The sequence below is a fragment of the Micromonospora sp. NPDC048839 genome (genome assembly GCF_040649915.1).
Lineage (GTDB): Bacteria > Actinomycetota > Actinomycetes > Mycobacteriales > Micromonosporaceae > Micromonospora.
In genome coordinates this window covers 120,970-135,652 of record NZ_JBEZGL010000009.1, presented here as the reverse complement: position 1 = coordinate 135,652, position 14,683 = coordinate 120,970, and the positions used below count along the sequence as shown (strand labels likewise).

Sequence of the window (14,683 nt, the reverse complement as noted above, 5' to 3'; positions counted from 1 at the left end):
TCAGGAGCGACGGAGTAACGGAATGGACTATTCTTTAACGTGATCCGTGAAATTTGACCTCGCTTATAGCGCCACGATCGCCGCAGTCTCCGCTGGCAACTGGATCCGGTCCCGCATCACCGTGACCCCCTCCCCCGTAGCCAGCAACACCCGCCGCGCCACCCCAGGCAGCGACACCCCCTGCCCCCGCCCAGCCAGGTTGGCGACAACAAGCGTGTCCCCCCGCCGCATCACCAAAAACTGGTCCCCATGCTGCACAGACACCGCGTGCAACCGAGGATCCGACAGATCAGGGCAAGACCGCCGCAGCCCGATCAACCGCTGGTAGAACGCCAGCATCGAAGCATGCTCAGGCTTGTCCAGCTCCGCCCAGTCCAACCGCGACCGTACGAACGTCTCCGGGTCCTGCGGATCCGGCACGTCCCCCTCCGGCCACCCGTGCGAAGCGAACTCCCGCCGCCGCCCGCTACGCACCGCAGACGCCAACTCCGGCTCGGGGTGCGAGGTGAAGAACTGCCAAGGCGTAGAAGCCGCCCATTCCTCCCCCATGAACAACATCGGAGTGAACGGAGCCGTCAACAGCAATGTGGCCCCAACCCGCAGCAGCGAGGGAGACAAGGAGGCAGAGATCCGATCCCCGGTAGCCCGGTTCCCGATCTGGTCGTGATTCTGCAAGTAGGCCACGAACCGGTGCCCAGGAACCCGAGGATCAACAGGCCGCCCGTGGTGCCGGTTGCGGAAGCTGGAGAAGGTGCCGGCGTGGAAGAACCCACCCGTCAGCACATCAGACAACGTCTCCAGCGAGCCGAAGTCCCCGTAATACCCCTGCCGCTCGCCGGTAAGGAGAGTATGCAGCGCGTGGTGGGCGTCGTCGTTCCACTGCGCGTGCAGCCCGAACCCGCCCGCCTCCCGTGGCGTGATGAGCCGCGGGTCGTTGAGGTCGGACTCGGCGATCAGCGACAACGGCCGCCCCACGTGCGTCGACAGCGACTCGACGGCAATCGCCAGTTCTTCCAGGATGGGCACCGCCCGCGAGTCGGGCAGGGCGTGCACGGCGTCGAGCCGCAGACCGTCGACGTGGTAGTCGCGCAGCCACATGAGGACGCTGTCGATGATGTAGCGGCGTACCTCGTCGGAGTGCGGGCCGTCCAGGTTGATCGAGCGGCCCCAACTGTTGCTCTGCTCGGCCAGGTAGGGGCCGAACTGCGGCGCGTAGGCCCCGGAGGGCCCGAAATGGTTGTAGACAACGTCGAGGATCACCCCCAGACCGCGCGCATGGGCGGCGTCGACGAACCGTTTCAGGCCGTCGGGGCCGCCGTAGGGCTGGTGGGGGGCGTACCAGCAGACGCCGTCGTACCCCCAGTTGTGTTCGCCGTTGAAGGCGTTGACCGGGAGCAGCTCGATCAGGTCGACGCCCAGTGACACCAGGTGGTCGAGGCGGTCGATGGCCGCGTCGAAGGTGCCTTCCGGGGTGAAGGTCCCGATGTGCAGCTCGTAGAGGATGCTGCCGGGCAGTTGCCGGCCGGTCCACGAGGTGTCGGACCACGCGAAGGCCGAGTGGTCGTAGCGGCGGCTGGGCCCGTGCACACCAGCAGGCTGCCACGGTGACCGGGGGTCGGGCAGCGGGGTTTCGTCGTCGTTCAGCAGAAAGGAGTAGTCGAGGCCGGCGTTGGGGACGTCGACGCGCCACCAGCCGTCGGCGGCGGCGCGCATCTCGTGGTCGGCGTCACCGGTCAGGCGTAGCCGCACGCGGGTGGCGTCCGGTGCCCACACGGAGAATTCGGTCATGACGCAGCCTCCACGGCAGCGGTGGGTGGGGCCAGCAGTGCGACGGGATAGTCGGACAGAAGGTCGTCCAGAGGGGTCTCCCCGCCACTGTAGACCCGACCGGTGAACAGGTCCTTAACCTCGTTAACGGGGAGCGACAGCGCGGTGTCGCACCAGCCGCCGGCGCGGGCCAGGCCCAGCGGCAGCCGGGTGGCGACGGTGATCGCGCCGCCCCGGTCGAACGCCACCGCGTGCCGCCCCAGCCGCCCGTGCGCCGGCACCGGCCGGTAGCCGGTGAACAGCTCCGGGTGCGCCCGTCGCAACCGCAGGGTCCGCGACACGACGAGCAGCTTCGCCGCTCCGTCGGTGTCGATCGGGGGACGCCAGCCGCCGTCGAGGCGTGCCAGCAACTCTCGGCGTACGTCGAAGTCGACCGGGCGCCGATTGTCCGGGTCGACGAGGGAGTTGTCCCACAACTCGGTGCCCTGGTAGGTGTCCGGGACGCCGGGCATGGTGAGTTGCACGAGTTTCTGCCCGAGCGAGTTGGACCAGCCGGCGGGGGTGATGGCGGCGGCGAGTTCGGTCAGCTCGTCGTGCAGGCTCGGGTCGTCGTACATCCGGTCGATGACCGCGTGCATGGCCTGTTCGAAGGCCGGGTCGGGGTCCGCCCAACTGGTCGAGGCCGCGGCCTCCCGGGCGGCCTTCTCGGCGTACGCGTGCAGCCGTTCCCGTTCGATCGGCCACGCGCCGACGGCGGTCTGCCACAGCAGGTGGGCGAACGCCGGGTCGGGCAGCGGCGCGTACTCCATCCAGGTCTTGACCTGCTCGGCCCAGCGGCCCGGCAGTTCGCTGAGCACGGCGAGGCGGGCGCGGACGTCCTCGCCGCGTTTGGTGTCGTGGGTGGCGACGGTGGTCATGGTGGCCGGCCAGCGGACCTGCTGAGCGCCAGCGAAGCGGTGGAACTCCGCCGGCGGCACCCCGAAGTGGGCGGGGCTGCCGCCGACCTCGTTGAGCGCCACGAACCGGGTCCACCGGTAGAACGCGGTGTCCTCCACGCCCTTGGCCATCACCGCGCCGGTGAGCTGCGGGAACCGTTGCGCCAGCTCGTCATCGGGGTTCCGCAGTCGGCGGGTGACCGCGTCCAGGGCACCGGCCAGGTCGGGGCGGCGGCGGCCGGCCTCGGAGCGGGCGGCCGCGAGGTGCCGGGCGCCGTGCGGCGGGTAGCCCCGGTAGACCTCGAACGCGGCGGCCAGCTCGGCGAGTGCCATTCGGGCCTGCTCGGTGGGCACCTCGGGGGCGAGCGCGGCCAGCCGGGTCAGCTCGGCGGCGAGCAGCCCGGTGGCGGCGGCCAGCTTGGTGGCATGGGTCAGGTCCTCCCAGGAGGTGTGCCGCCCGACGAGCTGGGTGTCCAGCACCGTGAAGTCGCCCTCGGCGTCGGTGTCGACGAACAACCCGTTCACCGCGGCCAGCGCCTCGTAGCCGGTGGTGCCGTCCACCGGCCAGTCCGGCAACTCCTCGCCGTACTCCAGGATCTTCTCCACCACGAGCCAGGCGTCCGGCGCGGCGGCCCGCAACCGGGTCAGGTAGCCGCCCGGGTCGCGCAGGCCGTCCGGGTGGTCGACGCGGATGCCGTCGACCTCCCCGGCGGCGGCCCAGCGCAGGATCAGCTCGTGGGTGGCGGCGAACACCGCCGGGTCCTCCACGCGCAGACCGGCCAGGCCCGCGATGGCGAAGAACCGGCGGTACGTCAGCTCGGCGTCACCGCGCCGCCAGGAGACCAGCTCGTAGCGCTGCCGGTCGTGCACCTGGCGGGCGGTGCCGTCGCCGGTGCCGTCGGCGATCGGGAAGCGGTGCTCGTGGTAGCGCAGCTCGTCGTCGACCACCTTGAGGTCGTCCAGGGCGGCCGGGTCGTCGGCGAGCACCGGCAGCAGCAGCCGGCCCCGGTCCCAGTCGATGTCGAACCAGTCGGCGTACGACGAGTCGCGCCCCCGGCGCAGCACGTCCCACCAGGCCGGGTTGGCCGGGGGTACGGCGACACCGGCGTGGTTGGGCACGATGTCGACGACCAGGCCGAGCTGCCTGTCGCGCAGCGCGCCCAACAGTCGCTGCCGGGCGGCCTCGCCGCCCAGCTCCGGGTTGACCGCCCGGTGGTCGACCACGTCGTAGCCGTGCTGCGAACCGGGGGTGGCGGTCAGCAGCGGGGCCGTGTAGAGGTGGCTGACGCCCAGGTCGGCGAGGTAGTCGAGGATCGCGGCGGTGGCGTCCAGGTCGAAGCCGGGACGGACCTGGATGCGGTAGGTGGCCTTCGGAGGGGTGGCCGGCATGTCAGATCGTCCTCTCCAACACGACGAGGGACCGGTCCGGCACCCGGATGGTGCCGCCCGCGCTGATCACCGTGGGGTCGCCCGGCTCGGGTTCGGCAGTGCTGATCACCCGTTCCCACTTCTGGCCGTATTCGGAACCGGGCATGGTGAAGTCCAGCGGCGCGTCGTGGGCGTTGAAGCAGAGCAGGAACGACGCGTCGTGGTGTTTCTGGCCGTACTGGCCGCGTTCGCGGATGCCCTCACCGTTGACGAACAGCGCCACCGAACGGCCGAAGTCGTTGCCCCAGTCCTCGCCGGTCATCTCCCGCCCGTCCGGGGTGTGCCAGGCCAGGTCGGGCAGCGGCTCGTCGATGCCGCGCCCGTTCACCGGCAGGCCGGTGAAGAACCGGCGGCGGCGGAACACCTGGTGCCGTTTGCGGAACGCGGTCAACGTCTGGACGAACTCCAGCAGCTGCTCGTCGACGTTGTCCCAGTCGACCCAGGCCAGCTCGCTGTCCTGGCAGTAGACGTTGTTGTTGCCGTGCTGGGTGCGGCCCAGCTCGTCGCCGTGGCCGATCATCGGTACGCCCTGCGACAGCATCAGGGTGGCCAGGAAGTTGCGCCGCTGCTTGGCGCGCAGGGCGAGCACCGCCTCGTCGTCGGTGTCGCCCTCGACGCCGCAGTTCCAGGAGCGGTTGTGGCTCTCGCCGTCGCGGTTGTCCTCGCCGTTGGCCTCGTTGTGCTTGTCGTTGTACGACACCAGGTCGTTGAGGGTGAACCCGTCGTGCACGGTGACGAAGTTGATGCTGTGGAACGGGCGGCGGCCGTCGTCCTGGTAGAGGTCGGCGGAGCCGGAGATCCGCGACGCGAACTCGGCGAGGGTGGCCGGCTCGCCGCGCCAGAAGTCCCGCACGGTGTCGCGGTACTTGCCGTTCCACTCCGTCCACAGGGGCGGGAAGTTGCCCACCTGGTAGCCGCCGGGGCCGACGTCCCACGGCTCGGCGATCAGCTTCACCTGACTGACCACCGGGTCCTGCTGCACCACCTCGAAGAACGTGGAGAGCCGGTCCACCTCGTAGAACTCGCGGGCCAGGGTGGCCGCCAGGTCGAAGCGGAAACCGTCGACGTGCATCTCGGTCACCCAGTAGCGCAGCGAATCCATGATCAGTTGCAGGGAGTGCGGGCTGCGCACGTTGAGGCTGTTGCCGGTGCCCGTGTAGTCGACGAAGTAGCGGCGGTCCTCCTCGCTGAGCCGGTAGTAGCTGGGGGCGTCCACGCCCTTGAAGCTCAGCGTCGGGCCGAGGTGGTTGCCCTCGGCGGTGTGGTTGTAGACCACGTCGAGGATGACCTCGATGCCGGCGGCGTGCAGCGCCTTGACCATGCCCCGGAACTCCTGCACCTGCTGGCCGGTGCGGCCCAGCGCCGAGTAGCCGTGGTGCGGGGCGAAGAACCCGATGGTGTTGTAACCCCAGTAGTTGCGCAGCCCCAGGTCGCTGAGGCGGTTGTCGTGGATGAACTGGTGCACAGGCATCAGCTCGATCGCCGTCACCCCGAGCCGGGTCAGATAGTCGATCATCGGCGGGGAGGCGATGCCCGCGTACGTGCCGCGCAGCTCCTCCGGGATGTCCGGGTGGCGCATGGTCAGCCCGCGCACGTGCGCCTCGTAGATCACCGAGTGGTGGTAAGGGGTGCGCGGCGGCTTGTCGTTGCCCCAGTCGAAGTACGGGTTGACCACCACCGACTTCGGCATGAACGGCGCCGAGTCGGCCTCGTTCATCTTCTCCGGCTCGGCCATGTCGTAGTCGTAGACCGCCGGGTCCCACTGGACGTCACCGTCGATGGCCTTCGCGTACGGGTCGAGCAGCAGCTTGTGCGGGTTGCAACGCAGCCCGTTGGCCGGGTCGTACGGGCCGTGCACCCGGTAGCCGTAGCGCTGCCCCGGCTCGATGCCCGGCAGGTACGCGTGCCACACGTAGGCGTCCACCTCACGCAGCTCGACGCGGCGCTCCGTGCCGGTGTCCCACTCGTCGAAGAGGCAGAGCTCGATCCTGTCGGCCACCTCGGAGAAGATGGCGAAGTTGGTGCCCATCCCGTCGTAGGTGGCGCCCAGGGGGTACCGCTCGCCCGGCCAGACCTGCATGTTGCTCCTTAGACCATGGTTGTGCCCGCACCGGCCGACGCATGCCCGCGCGCACGCAGCTATTGCCCCCCGCCCGGCAGCGCCAATCCATCCTTTCAGGCGATGGCTGAAAACCACCTGTCTGATGCGCACTACACCCCTCAGGTGTCCTCCGTCACGATGACCCTTTTCGAGGTGCGTTCTGCGGCCCGATGGACTTTCCTTGACCGGGGACAAGCGTTCGCGCGTGTTCCGCCTGGCCCTTCGCCACCCCTTACACCTCACTCCGCCGCCACTGATGCCGGCGTATCACCATGCATGGACGGAGATTGATGTGACCCTGCGGGTCGACGAGCAGCACACAGCCACCAAGGACCGGGCCCACCGGCCCACCCTGACCTCCCGGTCCCCGCTCCCGACCCAGCCCGGTGTGGTCGTGCCCGCCGTTGTCGCGCCGGCTGCTGGCGTGCCGGCGCAGCCCGGCCCCGGGGTGCCCCCGCAGACCCAGCGCATCCTGATGCTGTCCTGGGAGTACCCGCCGGTGCTCGTCGGCGGTCTCGGTCGCCACGTGCACGCGCTCTCCGTCGCCCTCGCCGCCGCCGGCCACGAGGTCACCGTCGTCACCCGCCACACCGAGGGTGCGCCCATGGAGGAGTACGCCGACGGCGTCCGCATCCTGCGCGCCCCCGAAGACCCGGTCACCTTCCCCCTCGCCACCGACTCGCTGCTGGCCTGGACCATGGCCTTCAACCACACCCTCACCCGCACCGCACTGCGCGCCACCCAGGCCGGCAGCTACGACGTCATCCACGCCCACGACTGGCTCGTCGCGCACACCGCGATGACGTTGCGCGACCACCTGGACATCCCGCTGGTCAGCACGATCCACGCCACCGAGGCGGGGCGGCACCAGGGCTGGCTGCCGGAGGAGATGAACCGCACCATCCACGGCGTCGAGCAGTGGCTCACCAGTGAGTCCGGCCGGGTGATCGTCTGCTCCGGATACATGCGCGACGAGGTGAACGCCCTGTTCGACGTACCGACCGCCCGGGTCGACGTGGTCGCCAACGGCGTGGAGCCGCACCGCTGGCGGGTGCCGGCCCGCGCGGTGGCCGCCGCCCGCGCCCGGTTCGCCGCAGACGGCCCGCTGGTCACCTTCGCCGGCCGCCTCGTCTACGAGAAGGGCGTCCAGCACCTGATCGCCGCGCTGCCCCGGCTGCGCGAGCGGCACCCCGGGCTGCGCGCCGTGATCGCCGGCGACGGCCCGTACCGCGCCGAGTTGGAGGCCGAGGTGCACCGCCGCGGCCTCGGCGGGATGGTCACCATGCCGGGCTTCCTGGGCGGCACCGACCTGCCGGCGTTGATGGCCGCGTCCGACTGCTTCGCCGTGCCGAGCATCTACGAGCCGTTCGGCATGGTGGCCCTGGAGGGCGCGGCAGCCGGCGCACCGCTGGCCGTCGCCGCCACCGGTGGCCTCGGTGAGATCGTCGAGCCGGGCGTGACCGGGATGACCTTCCGCCCGCACGACCCTGACGGGCTCACCGACGCGATCGACGCGCTGCTGTCCGACCCCGACCGCTCCCGCGTCATGGCCCGTCGTGCCCGCCGGATGGTCCACGACCAGTACGGCTGGTCGGCGATCGCCCAGCGCACCGCCGCCAGCTACGCCGCCGCCATCGCCACCGACGCCGCGTTCACCTCCCAACGCGCCGAGCAGCGCATGTCCCAGGGGCGGGCGCTTCCGGCGCTACCCGAGGGCAACCTGCTCGCCGCCGCCGGCCTGCGCTGACGCTGCTGGCCCCCGTTTGCGCGTGATCGACGGCCCGGCGGTTGATCGACTCGGTTTTCTTGAAGTCGGGGTGTCCCGGTGCTCGGGACCCCGCGACTTCCGGAAAGCCGAGTCGATCATGTCGTGACGAGCGCGCCGTTCGGCTCGGTATCGGCCCGTCGGGCCGGGGGGCGCAGCTCTGCGCCGGTCGGCCCGGTCGGTCAGAATGTGCGAATGTCTCGCCCTGTTGACGCCCTGGATGCCGCCTTCCCGGTGGCCGCCTCGATCGCGCTGGACCTGATCCGGCGACCTGAGGTGTCCGAGCAGTGGTCGCGTCCGAGCGCGCTGCCGCACCTGTCCGTGGGAGCCCTGGCGTGCCACCTGGGACGTCAGACGGTACACGCGGCGCACCTGCTGCCAATGTCGACCGACCTGCCTCTGCTGGAGTCGGCCGACGGCCACTACGAGCGGGCCGCCTGGGTCACCGAGGGCTCTCCGGACGAGGAGTCGGTAGCCGCGGGTCCCGACGAAGCCGAAGCCGCACAGGGCCTGGCCCGCCTGCGCGCCCGATCCGTCCTCGCCCTGAAGGAAGTGGATCACCTGCTCTCCCGAGGTGGCGCTCGTGCGGTCGTTCCGATCCCTTGGCAGGGCTGGGCCCTGCGCCGCAACGACTTCCTGCTCACGCGCCAACTGGAGATCGTCGTGCACAGCGATGACCTCGCCGTGAGCGTCGGGGTGCCCACGCCGACGTTCCCGGCGGAAGTCTTCGACCCCGTACGCGATCTGCTCGTGCGACTGGCCGTACGCCGCCGTGGTCAGTCCGCGCTGATCAGCGCACTGAGCCGCAGCGAGCGCGCACAGGACATCGCCGCCTTCTGACGCCTGCGCTCGGGCGCGGCCGCCGCGGGTGCGACGTTCTGAGGCCTGCGCTCGGGCACGGCCGCCGCGGGTGCGACGTTCTGAGGCCTGCGCTCGGGCACGGCCGCCGCGGGTGCGACGTTCTGAGGCCTCAGCCCGGATGAGAATTTCACCCGAGTGATCGCGAAGACGTACACCAGGTCGAAGAACAACTCGAGGGTCGTCGCCGACTGGCCCTCACCTGTCGTCCGAACGGCGCGTAGGAGCCGCGACCCCCGGCGAGCGGCCCGTTCATCCGACACGACAACGCCCCCTGGGCTTGTTTGCCCCGCTTTGGCCGGGTGCAGAACATCGTATCGGGGACGTGGCGATGACTCGGCCAAGCGGGCAACAGCACCGTAAATCGCCCAGCACGGACAGCACCGGGGACGCGGCGTCGTGCCACACCCCGCGCTGATCAACTCGCTTTACTGAAAACCGGGGCGTCCGCCCAAATGATCAACTCGCCATCCTGAAAGTCGGGCCATCAATCGCACCCGGACACCCCGACATCACGAAAGCCGAGTCGATCAAGCGCAAGCCCCGCCGACGCGAAGGAGAGTAGGCCGACCGACCCGAGAAGCGCCGACCCCGGTTCCAGCAGCGCCGACCCGCTCGACCAACGCCGACCCCCGCCCGACCAACGCCGACCCGGCCCGACCAACGCCGACCCGGCCCGAGCAGCGCCGACCCGGCCCGAGCAGCGCCGACCCCGGCCCGACCAACGCCGACCCCCGCCCGAGCAACGCCGACCCCCGCCCGAGCAGCGCCGACCCGGCCCGACCAACGCCGACCCCGGCCCGACCAGCGCCGACCCGGCCCGACCAACGCCGGGGAAAGGCCGCAGGCCGCCGACCCGAAAGGGGTCGACGGCCTGCTGGTGAAGCGAGGAGCGGGTGTCAGCGCTCGGCGAAGGGGACGTAGTCCCGCTCGGGCGCACCGACGTAGACCTGCCGAGGACGGCCGATCTTGGTCTCCGGGTCGCTGATCATCTCGCGCCACTGGGCGATCCAGCCGGGGAGCCGGCCGAGCGCGAAGAGCACCGTGAACATCTTCGTCGGGAAGCCCATGGCCTTGTAGATCAGGCCGGTGTAGAAGTCCACGTTCGGGTAGAGCCGACGGGAGACGAAGAAGTCGTCGGCGAGGGCGATCTCCTCCAGCTCCATGGCGATGTCCAGCAGCGGGTCGGGCTTGGCCATCCGGCCCAGCACGTCCTGCGCGGCCTTCTTGACGATCGCCGCCCGCGGGTCGTAGTTCTTGTAGACCCGGTGGCCGAAGCCCATCAGCTTGACGCCGTCCTCCTTGTTCTTCACCTTGCGGACGAAGGAACGGACGTCGTCGTCGCCGGCGTGGATCTGCTGGAGCATCTCCAGCACCGCCTGGTTGGCGCCGCCGTGCAGCGGGCCGAACAGCGCGTTCACGCCGGCGGAGACCGAGGCGAACAGGTTGGCGTTGCTGGAGCCGACCAGGCGGACGGTCGAGGTGGAGCAGTTCTGCTCGTGGTCGGCGTGCAGGACGAACAGCATGTCCAGCACCTTCGACATCACCGGGTCGACCTCGTACGGCTCCGCCGGCACGCCGAAGGTCATCCGCAGCAGGTTGTCCACGTACCCCAGCGAGTTGTCCGGGTAGAGCAGCGGCTGCCCGATGGACTTCTTGTAGGCGTACGAGGCGATGGTGGGGACCTTCGCCATCAGCCGGACCGTGGAGATCTCCACGTGCTCGGAGTCGAACGGGTCCAGGCTGTCCTGGTAGAAGGTCGACAGGGCGCTCACCGCGGACGACAGCACCGCCATCGGGTGGGCGTCCCGGGGGAAGCCGTCGAAGAAGCGGCGCATCTCCTCGTGCAGCAGCGAGTGCCGCCGGATCCACTCGGTGAACTCGGTCAGCTGCTGCTCGGTCGGCAGCTCACCGTAGATGAGCAGGTACGAGACCTCCAGGAAGGAGGACTTCTCGGCCAGCTGCTCGATCGGGTATCCCCGGTAACGCAGGATCCCCGCGTCGCCGTCGATGTAGGTGATCGCCGATGAGGCGGCCGCGGTGTTGACGAAACCGGGGTCGTACGTCGTCATCCCGGTTTCCTTCAGCAGCTTGCTCACCCCGATACCGGCGGGGCCGTCGACCGCTGGGTGTACCGGCATCGACAGCTGCCCACCGGGGTGATCGAGCTTGACTTCCGTCATGTGGTTCCTCGCTTCGCCGGCAGATCTACGTTGAATTGCCTTCGCTTCTACCGTAATTGCGGCTCGGGGGACAACGCCCGCCGTGGTTCGGCGGTGAGGTATGCGTCACCCGATTCCCGACCGGGCCACCGGGAAACCCGGCTTCCCGGTGGGCGGGACGACCGGTTCAGGACAGTGCGAAGCGCCGCAGCGTACCGTCCGTCGCGATCTGGTAGACGTCGAGCTGGTTGCTCCCGGCGTGGAACAGCTTGTCGTCGGTGAGCAGCGCGGCGAACCGACGTCCGCCTGGGTCGGGCGGGACCACCGGGACGACGGCCCCGATCCGGCCGTTGACGGCCACCGCCAGCAGCGTGCCGTCCGGGATCCGGTCCGGGACGTCGCCCCAGACGAGCGCCGGGAGGGTGCCGGTGTCCGGGTCCATGGCCGTGAACGCGGCCAGGTCGGCCACCCGGGCGTTGCCGCCGGCCGGTCCGGCGCGTACCTCGGTGCCGACCAGGGGGTGCGGTGTCGGCGGCGGCGGTGGGGCGGGCACCCCGCCGGGGAAGGTGACGGGTTCGCCGGGGCGGTCGTAGAAGTGTTTCGTGCCGTCGGTGCGGGGGGCCTGCCGGGCGGAGCGGCCGTCGACAGGCCAGGGCAGCCGGAGGTTTGCGTCGTCGGCGACGGTCGGCAGCAGGTCGACGTGTTCCCAGTTGCGGTCGTCCACCCGCCCGGTCTGCTGCCGGGGTTCCTTGACGAACGTCGGCACCCAGGCGACCTCAGCGGCGGCGGCCCTGATCGCGTCCATGCCCCGGCCCTGCGCGCCGGGGCGGAAGCTGACGCCGTGGTCGGCGGTGACCACGACGAGGGCCTGGTCGTAGAGGCCGCTGGCGCGCAGCGTCCGCAGCGTCTCGCCGATCAGCCGGTCGGTGTAGCCGAGTTGCGCGAGGTGGCGTTGCCGGGCCAGGTCGATCCAGCCGGCGCCGTCGTTGGGCAGGTCCTCGGGGGCGTCGTAGCGCGCCCCGGAGGGCAGGTAGGCCCACGGTGAGTGCGGCATCAGCAGGTGCAGGAAGTGCAGGGTGGGCCGGGAGGTCGGTTTCAGCCCGGCCAGGAAGGTGGTGAACCGGGCCGGTTGGTTGTCGTCCAGGCTGTCCCAACGGAACGTCGGGTCGGCCGGTACCGGCTCGGCGGCGTCCAGGCCGGCCTCGGCCCGGGTCTGCTCCCGGTAGGAGTCCTCCGGGTCGACGGCGCTCTCCGTCGGCCCGGCGAGCTGGGCGAGCAGCCTGCCGGTCTGCCGGGCCAGCACGCCGAGCCCCTGTTCGGGGGCGACCGCCTGTTCGCAGCGACTGGGCGGGCACAGTCGGGTGATGCTCTCCTCGGCGCGGATGTCGTACAGGCCGCCGAAGGCGGTGAAGATGTTGTCCGGGTACTGCGAGTAGTGCGGGGCGACCGGCTTCGCCGGGTACCGGCCGGTGAGCATGGCGGGCAGCGCGTTGGGCGTCCAGCCGCTGACCCCGGTGGCGTTGCGGTACCAGGTCGAGCCGGCGGCCAGCTCGGCGAAGTGCGGATACCGCGTGGCGTCGATCCGCCCGTCCGCGCCGAGCAGGCTGACCAGCGGCAGCTCGTCGAGGATCAGCATGACCACCGGCGGGTGCACGCCGGCGCCCTGGGCGGTGCCGGCCGCGCCGCCGTCGCCGCGCGGCAGCACCACCGCCGAGGTGGGCGAGGCCAGCAGGAAGAGCGCCAGGAAGGCGACCGGTCCGGCGGCGGCCAGTCGCAGCGCCCGGCCCGGCGCCCGCCACCGCCGGTGCGCGGCCGCGCCGCCGGCACCGGCCAGCACGGCCACCAGCAGCAGGGGTACGCCCCGAAGCGGCGTCACGTGGCGGCCCACCTGCACGGCGAGGGCGGCGAGCAGCAGCCCGACCAGACCGGTGTGGGTGAGGGCGCGGGCGGTCCGGCCGGCCAGTCGACTGAGCGCGCCGAGCAGCGCCACCGCGAGCGTGGGCAGCACCGCGACCAGGGCGGTCAGCAGCAGGATCTGGGCGGTGTCGGCGCGGTGGAAGAGGAAGAAGTCGGGGCTGCGGCCGAGCACGTCCAGCAGGGGCTGGGTGACGACCAGCCCGACCAGCGCGACCACCTCCAGCAGCCGGCCCAGCTCGCTCCGCCAGCCCTGGTCCCAGCGGGTGGCGGCCGGTCGCGACCGGGCGTCCGGGGCTGGCGGGTGGGCGGCCGGGTCAGCCACCCACCACCGTCCGGTAGAGCGTGCGGGTGCCCGAGGGCAGTTCCAGCCGGTCGGTGATCCGGCCCCGGGCGGCGAGCAGCGCCTCGAACGTGTCGCGTCGGTAGTCCGGGAAGAGGCCGGCGGGTTTGTTGGCGAGCAGTCGGGTCGCCATCGGGTCCTCCGGGCCGACGAACTCCACCACGACCGCGCCGCCGGGCGCGGTCAGCCCGGTCAGCCAGTCGACGACCTCCGGCAGCGGCACGTTGCGCCCGATCGCCAGGTGGTGCACCACGGCCAGGGCGAGCACCACGTCGGCGGACGCCCGTTCGGCGAAGCCGGCCCGCTCGACGCCCCGCCAGCCGCCGCCGGGCGACGGGTCGGCGAGGTCCAGCACCAGCGGCAGGATGCGGCGCTGCCCCTCGGCGCGCAGGGTGCGGTACAACTGGTCGACCACCGCCGGGTCCTGCTCGACGGCGACCACGTAGTCGGCGTGCCCGGCGGCCAGTCGGGAGTACCGGCCGTCGTTGGCGCCGAGGTCGAGCACCAGGCGGGGGCGGGTGCCGGCGGCCACCGCGGCGGCGACGAACTGTTCCTTCGCCACCCGGTCGCGGGCCGAGTAGCCGCAGGTGTGCTGGTAGTCCGACCAGTGGGTCTCCGCCGGGCGATGGTCCAGCTTGCGGACCAGTTTCCGCATGCCGCGTACGGTGGCCAGCAGCAACTCCCGGGAGAAGCCGGCGGCCCGGAGCTGGTCGCGGACGTCGGTGGTGCTGGCGGCGGCGTTGCGGCGCTGCATGGCGCCGTGCAGGTGCAGGTGGGTCAGCACGCCGGGGCGCAGCCGACGGGTCCCGCCGAACAGGGGCCGGAGTTCGTCGGCCTCGATGCCGTCGACCCGGGCGCGCAGCCAGGGTTGGAAGTCGACGCCCAGGTGGGCGGTGAGCATCAGCGGGTAGAGCACGGTCTGGCAGAACTGCCGGTAACCGGCCCACGGCTCGCCGTCGCGGGCCGGCTCGAAGGAGCCGATGTCGATGAAGACCGGCTCCGCGCCGCGCCACTGCAGGTTGTACGCCGAGCCGTCCTTGGTGGTGAAGCCGTCGGTGAGCGCGGCGTGCAGGATCTCCAGGTGCAGCAGGGCGGCGTCGCGCAGCATGCTGAACGACCACTCGTACGGGTGGGAGACGAACGGGATGCGCTCGTGGCGCAGCACGGCGGCCCACGGCGCGCCGGTCGCGGCGGGCACCAGTGTCGACGGGGCGTCCTCGGTGGCGCACACCTTGCGGGCGGCGACCAGGGCCGGGAAGAACGTGCTGCCGGTGAGGGCACGCCAGTGCTCGGCGGCCTGCGGGTCCAGCCCGCGCAGCACCTCGTCGCCGACGTGGAAGACGCGGTTGGCGGGGTCGCGGAAGGAGGCCGGCTCGGGTCGTACCTCGGTGGGTGAGATCGCCATGGTCG

General features: G+C 71.2%; 8 protein-coding genes. 2 read left to right on the top strand and 6 right to left on the bottom strand.

Going from position 1 to position 14,683, the window contains the following annotated elements; all coding sequences use genetic code 11:
- Positions 1-63: 63 nt before the first annotated feature.
- The 3 genes from treZ to glgX are packed head-to-tail and all read right to left on the bottom strand — an operon-like array spanning position 64 to position 6,210.
- Entirely contained in the window at positions 64-1,788 is a 1,725-nt protein-coding gene (treZ, locus tag AB0C25_RS18910; RefSeq protein ID WP_357374741.1) for a malto-oligosyltrehalose trehalohydrolase, read from the bottom strand.
- Positions 1,785-4,091, bottom strand: coding sequence for a malto-oligosyltrehalose synthase (treY, locus tag AB0C25_RS18905; RefSeq protein WP_357374738.1), 2,307 nt, complete (start codon positions 4,089-4,091; stop codon positions 1,785-1,787). The genes treZ and treY overlap by 4 nt, the downstream gene beginning before the upstream one ends.
- Before the next feature lies 1 nt (position 4,092).
- Positions 4,093-6,210, bottom strand: coding sequence for a glycogen debranching protein GlgX (gene glgX, locus AB0C25_RS18900; protein WP_357374735.1), 2,118 nt, complete (start codon positions 6,208-6,210; stop codon positions 4,093-4,095).
- Between the two features lie 496 nt (positions 6,211-6,706).
- On the opposite strand from glgX, the gene AB0C25_RS18895 reads away from it, so the two are divergent.
- Complete coding sequence (locus AB0C25_RS18895; protein ID WP_357375039.1) at positions 6,707-7,978, top strand: glycosyltransferase family 4 protein; 1,272 nt, start codon at positions 6,707-6,709, stop codon at positions 7,976-7,978.
- A 213-nt stretch (positions 7,979-8,191) separates the two neighbouring features.
- The gene (locus AB0C25_RS18890; protein WP_357374733.1) at positions 8,192-8,836 is read left to right on the top strand and encodes a maleylpyruvate isomerase N-terminal domain-containing protein; all 645 of its coding nucleotides are present in this window, start codon (positions 8,192-8,194) and stop codon (positions 8,834-8,836) included.
- Positions 8,837-9,753: 917 nt separating this feature from the next.
- On the opposite strand, the gene AB0C25_RS18885 is transcribed toward AB0C25_RS18890, so the two are convergent.
- The 3 genes from AB0C25_RS18885 to AB0C25_RS18875 form a co-directional block, all read right to left on the bottom strand.
- A complete protein-coding gene (locus AB0C25_RS18885; protein ID WP_357374731.1) occupies positions 9,754-11,037 on the bottom strand; it encodes a citrate synthase in 1,284 nt (427 codons plus the stop codon).
- A 166-nt stretch (positions 11,038-11,203) separates the two neighbouring features.
- The gene (locus AB0C25_RS18880; protein ID WP_357374728.1) at positions 11,204-13,255 is read right to left on the bottom strand and encodes a sulfatase-like hydrolase/transferase; all 2,052 of its coding nucleotides are present in this window, start codon (positions 13,253-13,255) and stop codon (positions 11,204-11,206) included.
- Positions 13,248-14,678, bottom strand: coding sequence for a class I SAM-dependent methyltransferase (locus tag AB0C25_RS18875; RefSeq protein WP_357375037.1), 1,431 nt, complete (start codon positions 14,676-14,678; stop codon positions 13,248-13,250). Before AB0C25_RS18875 ends, AB0C25_RS18880 begins: the two co-directional genes overlap by 8 nt.
- Positions 14,679-14,683: the final 5 nt, after the last annotated feature.

What these genes read in the sequence shown, in the direction of transcription:
- treZ (WP_357374741.1), bottom strand. Translation starts at nt 1,788, where the DNA reads ATGACCGAATTCTCCGTGTGGGCACCGGACGCCACCCGCGTGCGGCTA.
- treY (WP_357374738.1), bottom strand. Translation starts at nt 4,091, where the DNA reads ATGCCGGCCACCCCTCCGAAGGCCACCTACCGCATCCAGGTCCGTCCC.
- glgX (WP_357374735.1), bottom strand. Translation starts at nt 6,210, where the DNA reads ATGCAGGTCTGGCCGGGCGAGCGGTACCCCCTGGGCGCCACCTACGAC.
- AB0C25_RS18895 (WP_357375039.1), top strand. Translation starts at nt 6,707, where the DNA reads ATGCTGTCCTGGGAGTACCCGCCGGTGCTCGTCGGCGGTCTCGGTCGC.
- AB0C25_RS18890 (WP_357374733.1), top strand. Translation starts at nt 8,192, where the DNA reads ATGTCTCGCCCTGTTGACGCCCTGGATGCCGCCTTCCCGGTGGCCGCC.
- AB0C25_RS18885 (WP_357374731.1), bottom strand. Translation starts at nt 11,037, where the DNA reads ATGACGGAAGTCAAGCTCGATCACCCCGGTGGGCAGCTGTCGATGCCG.
- AB0C25_RS18875 (WP_357375037.1), bottom strand. Translation starts at nt 14,678, where the DNA reads ATGGCGATCTCACCCACCGAGGTACGACCCGAGCCGGCCTCCTTCCGC.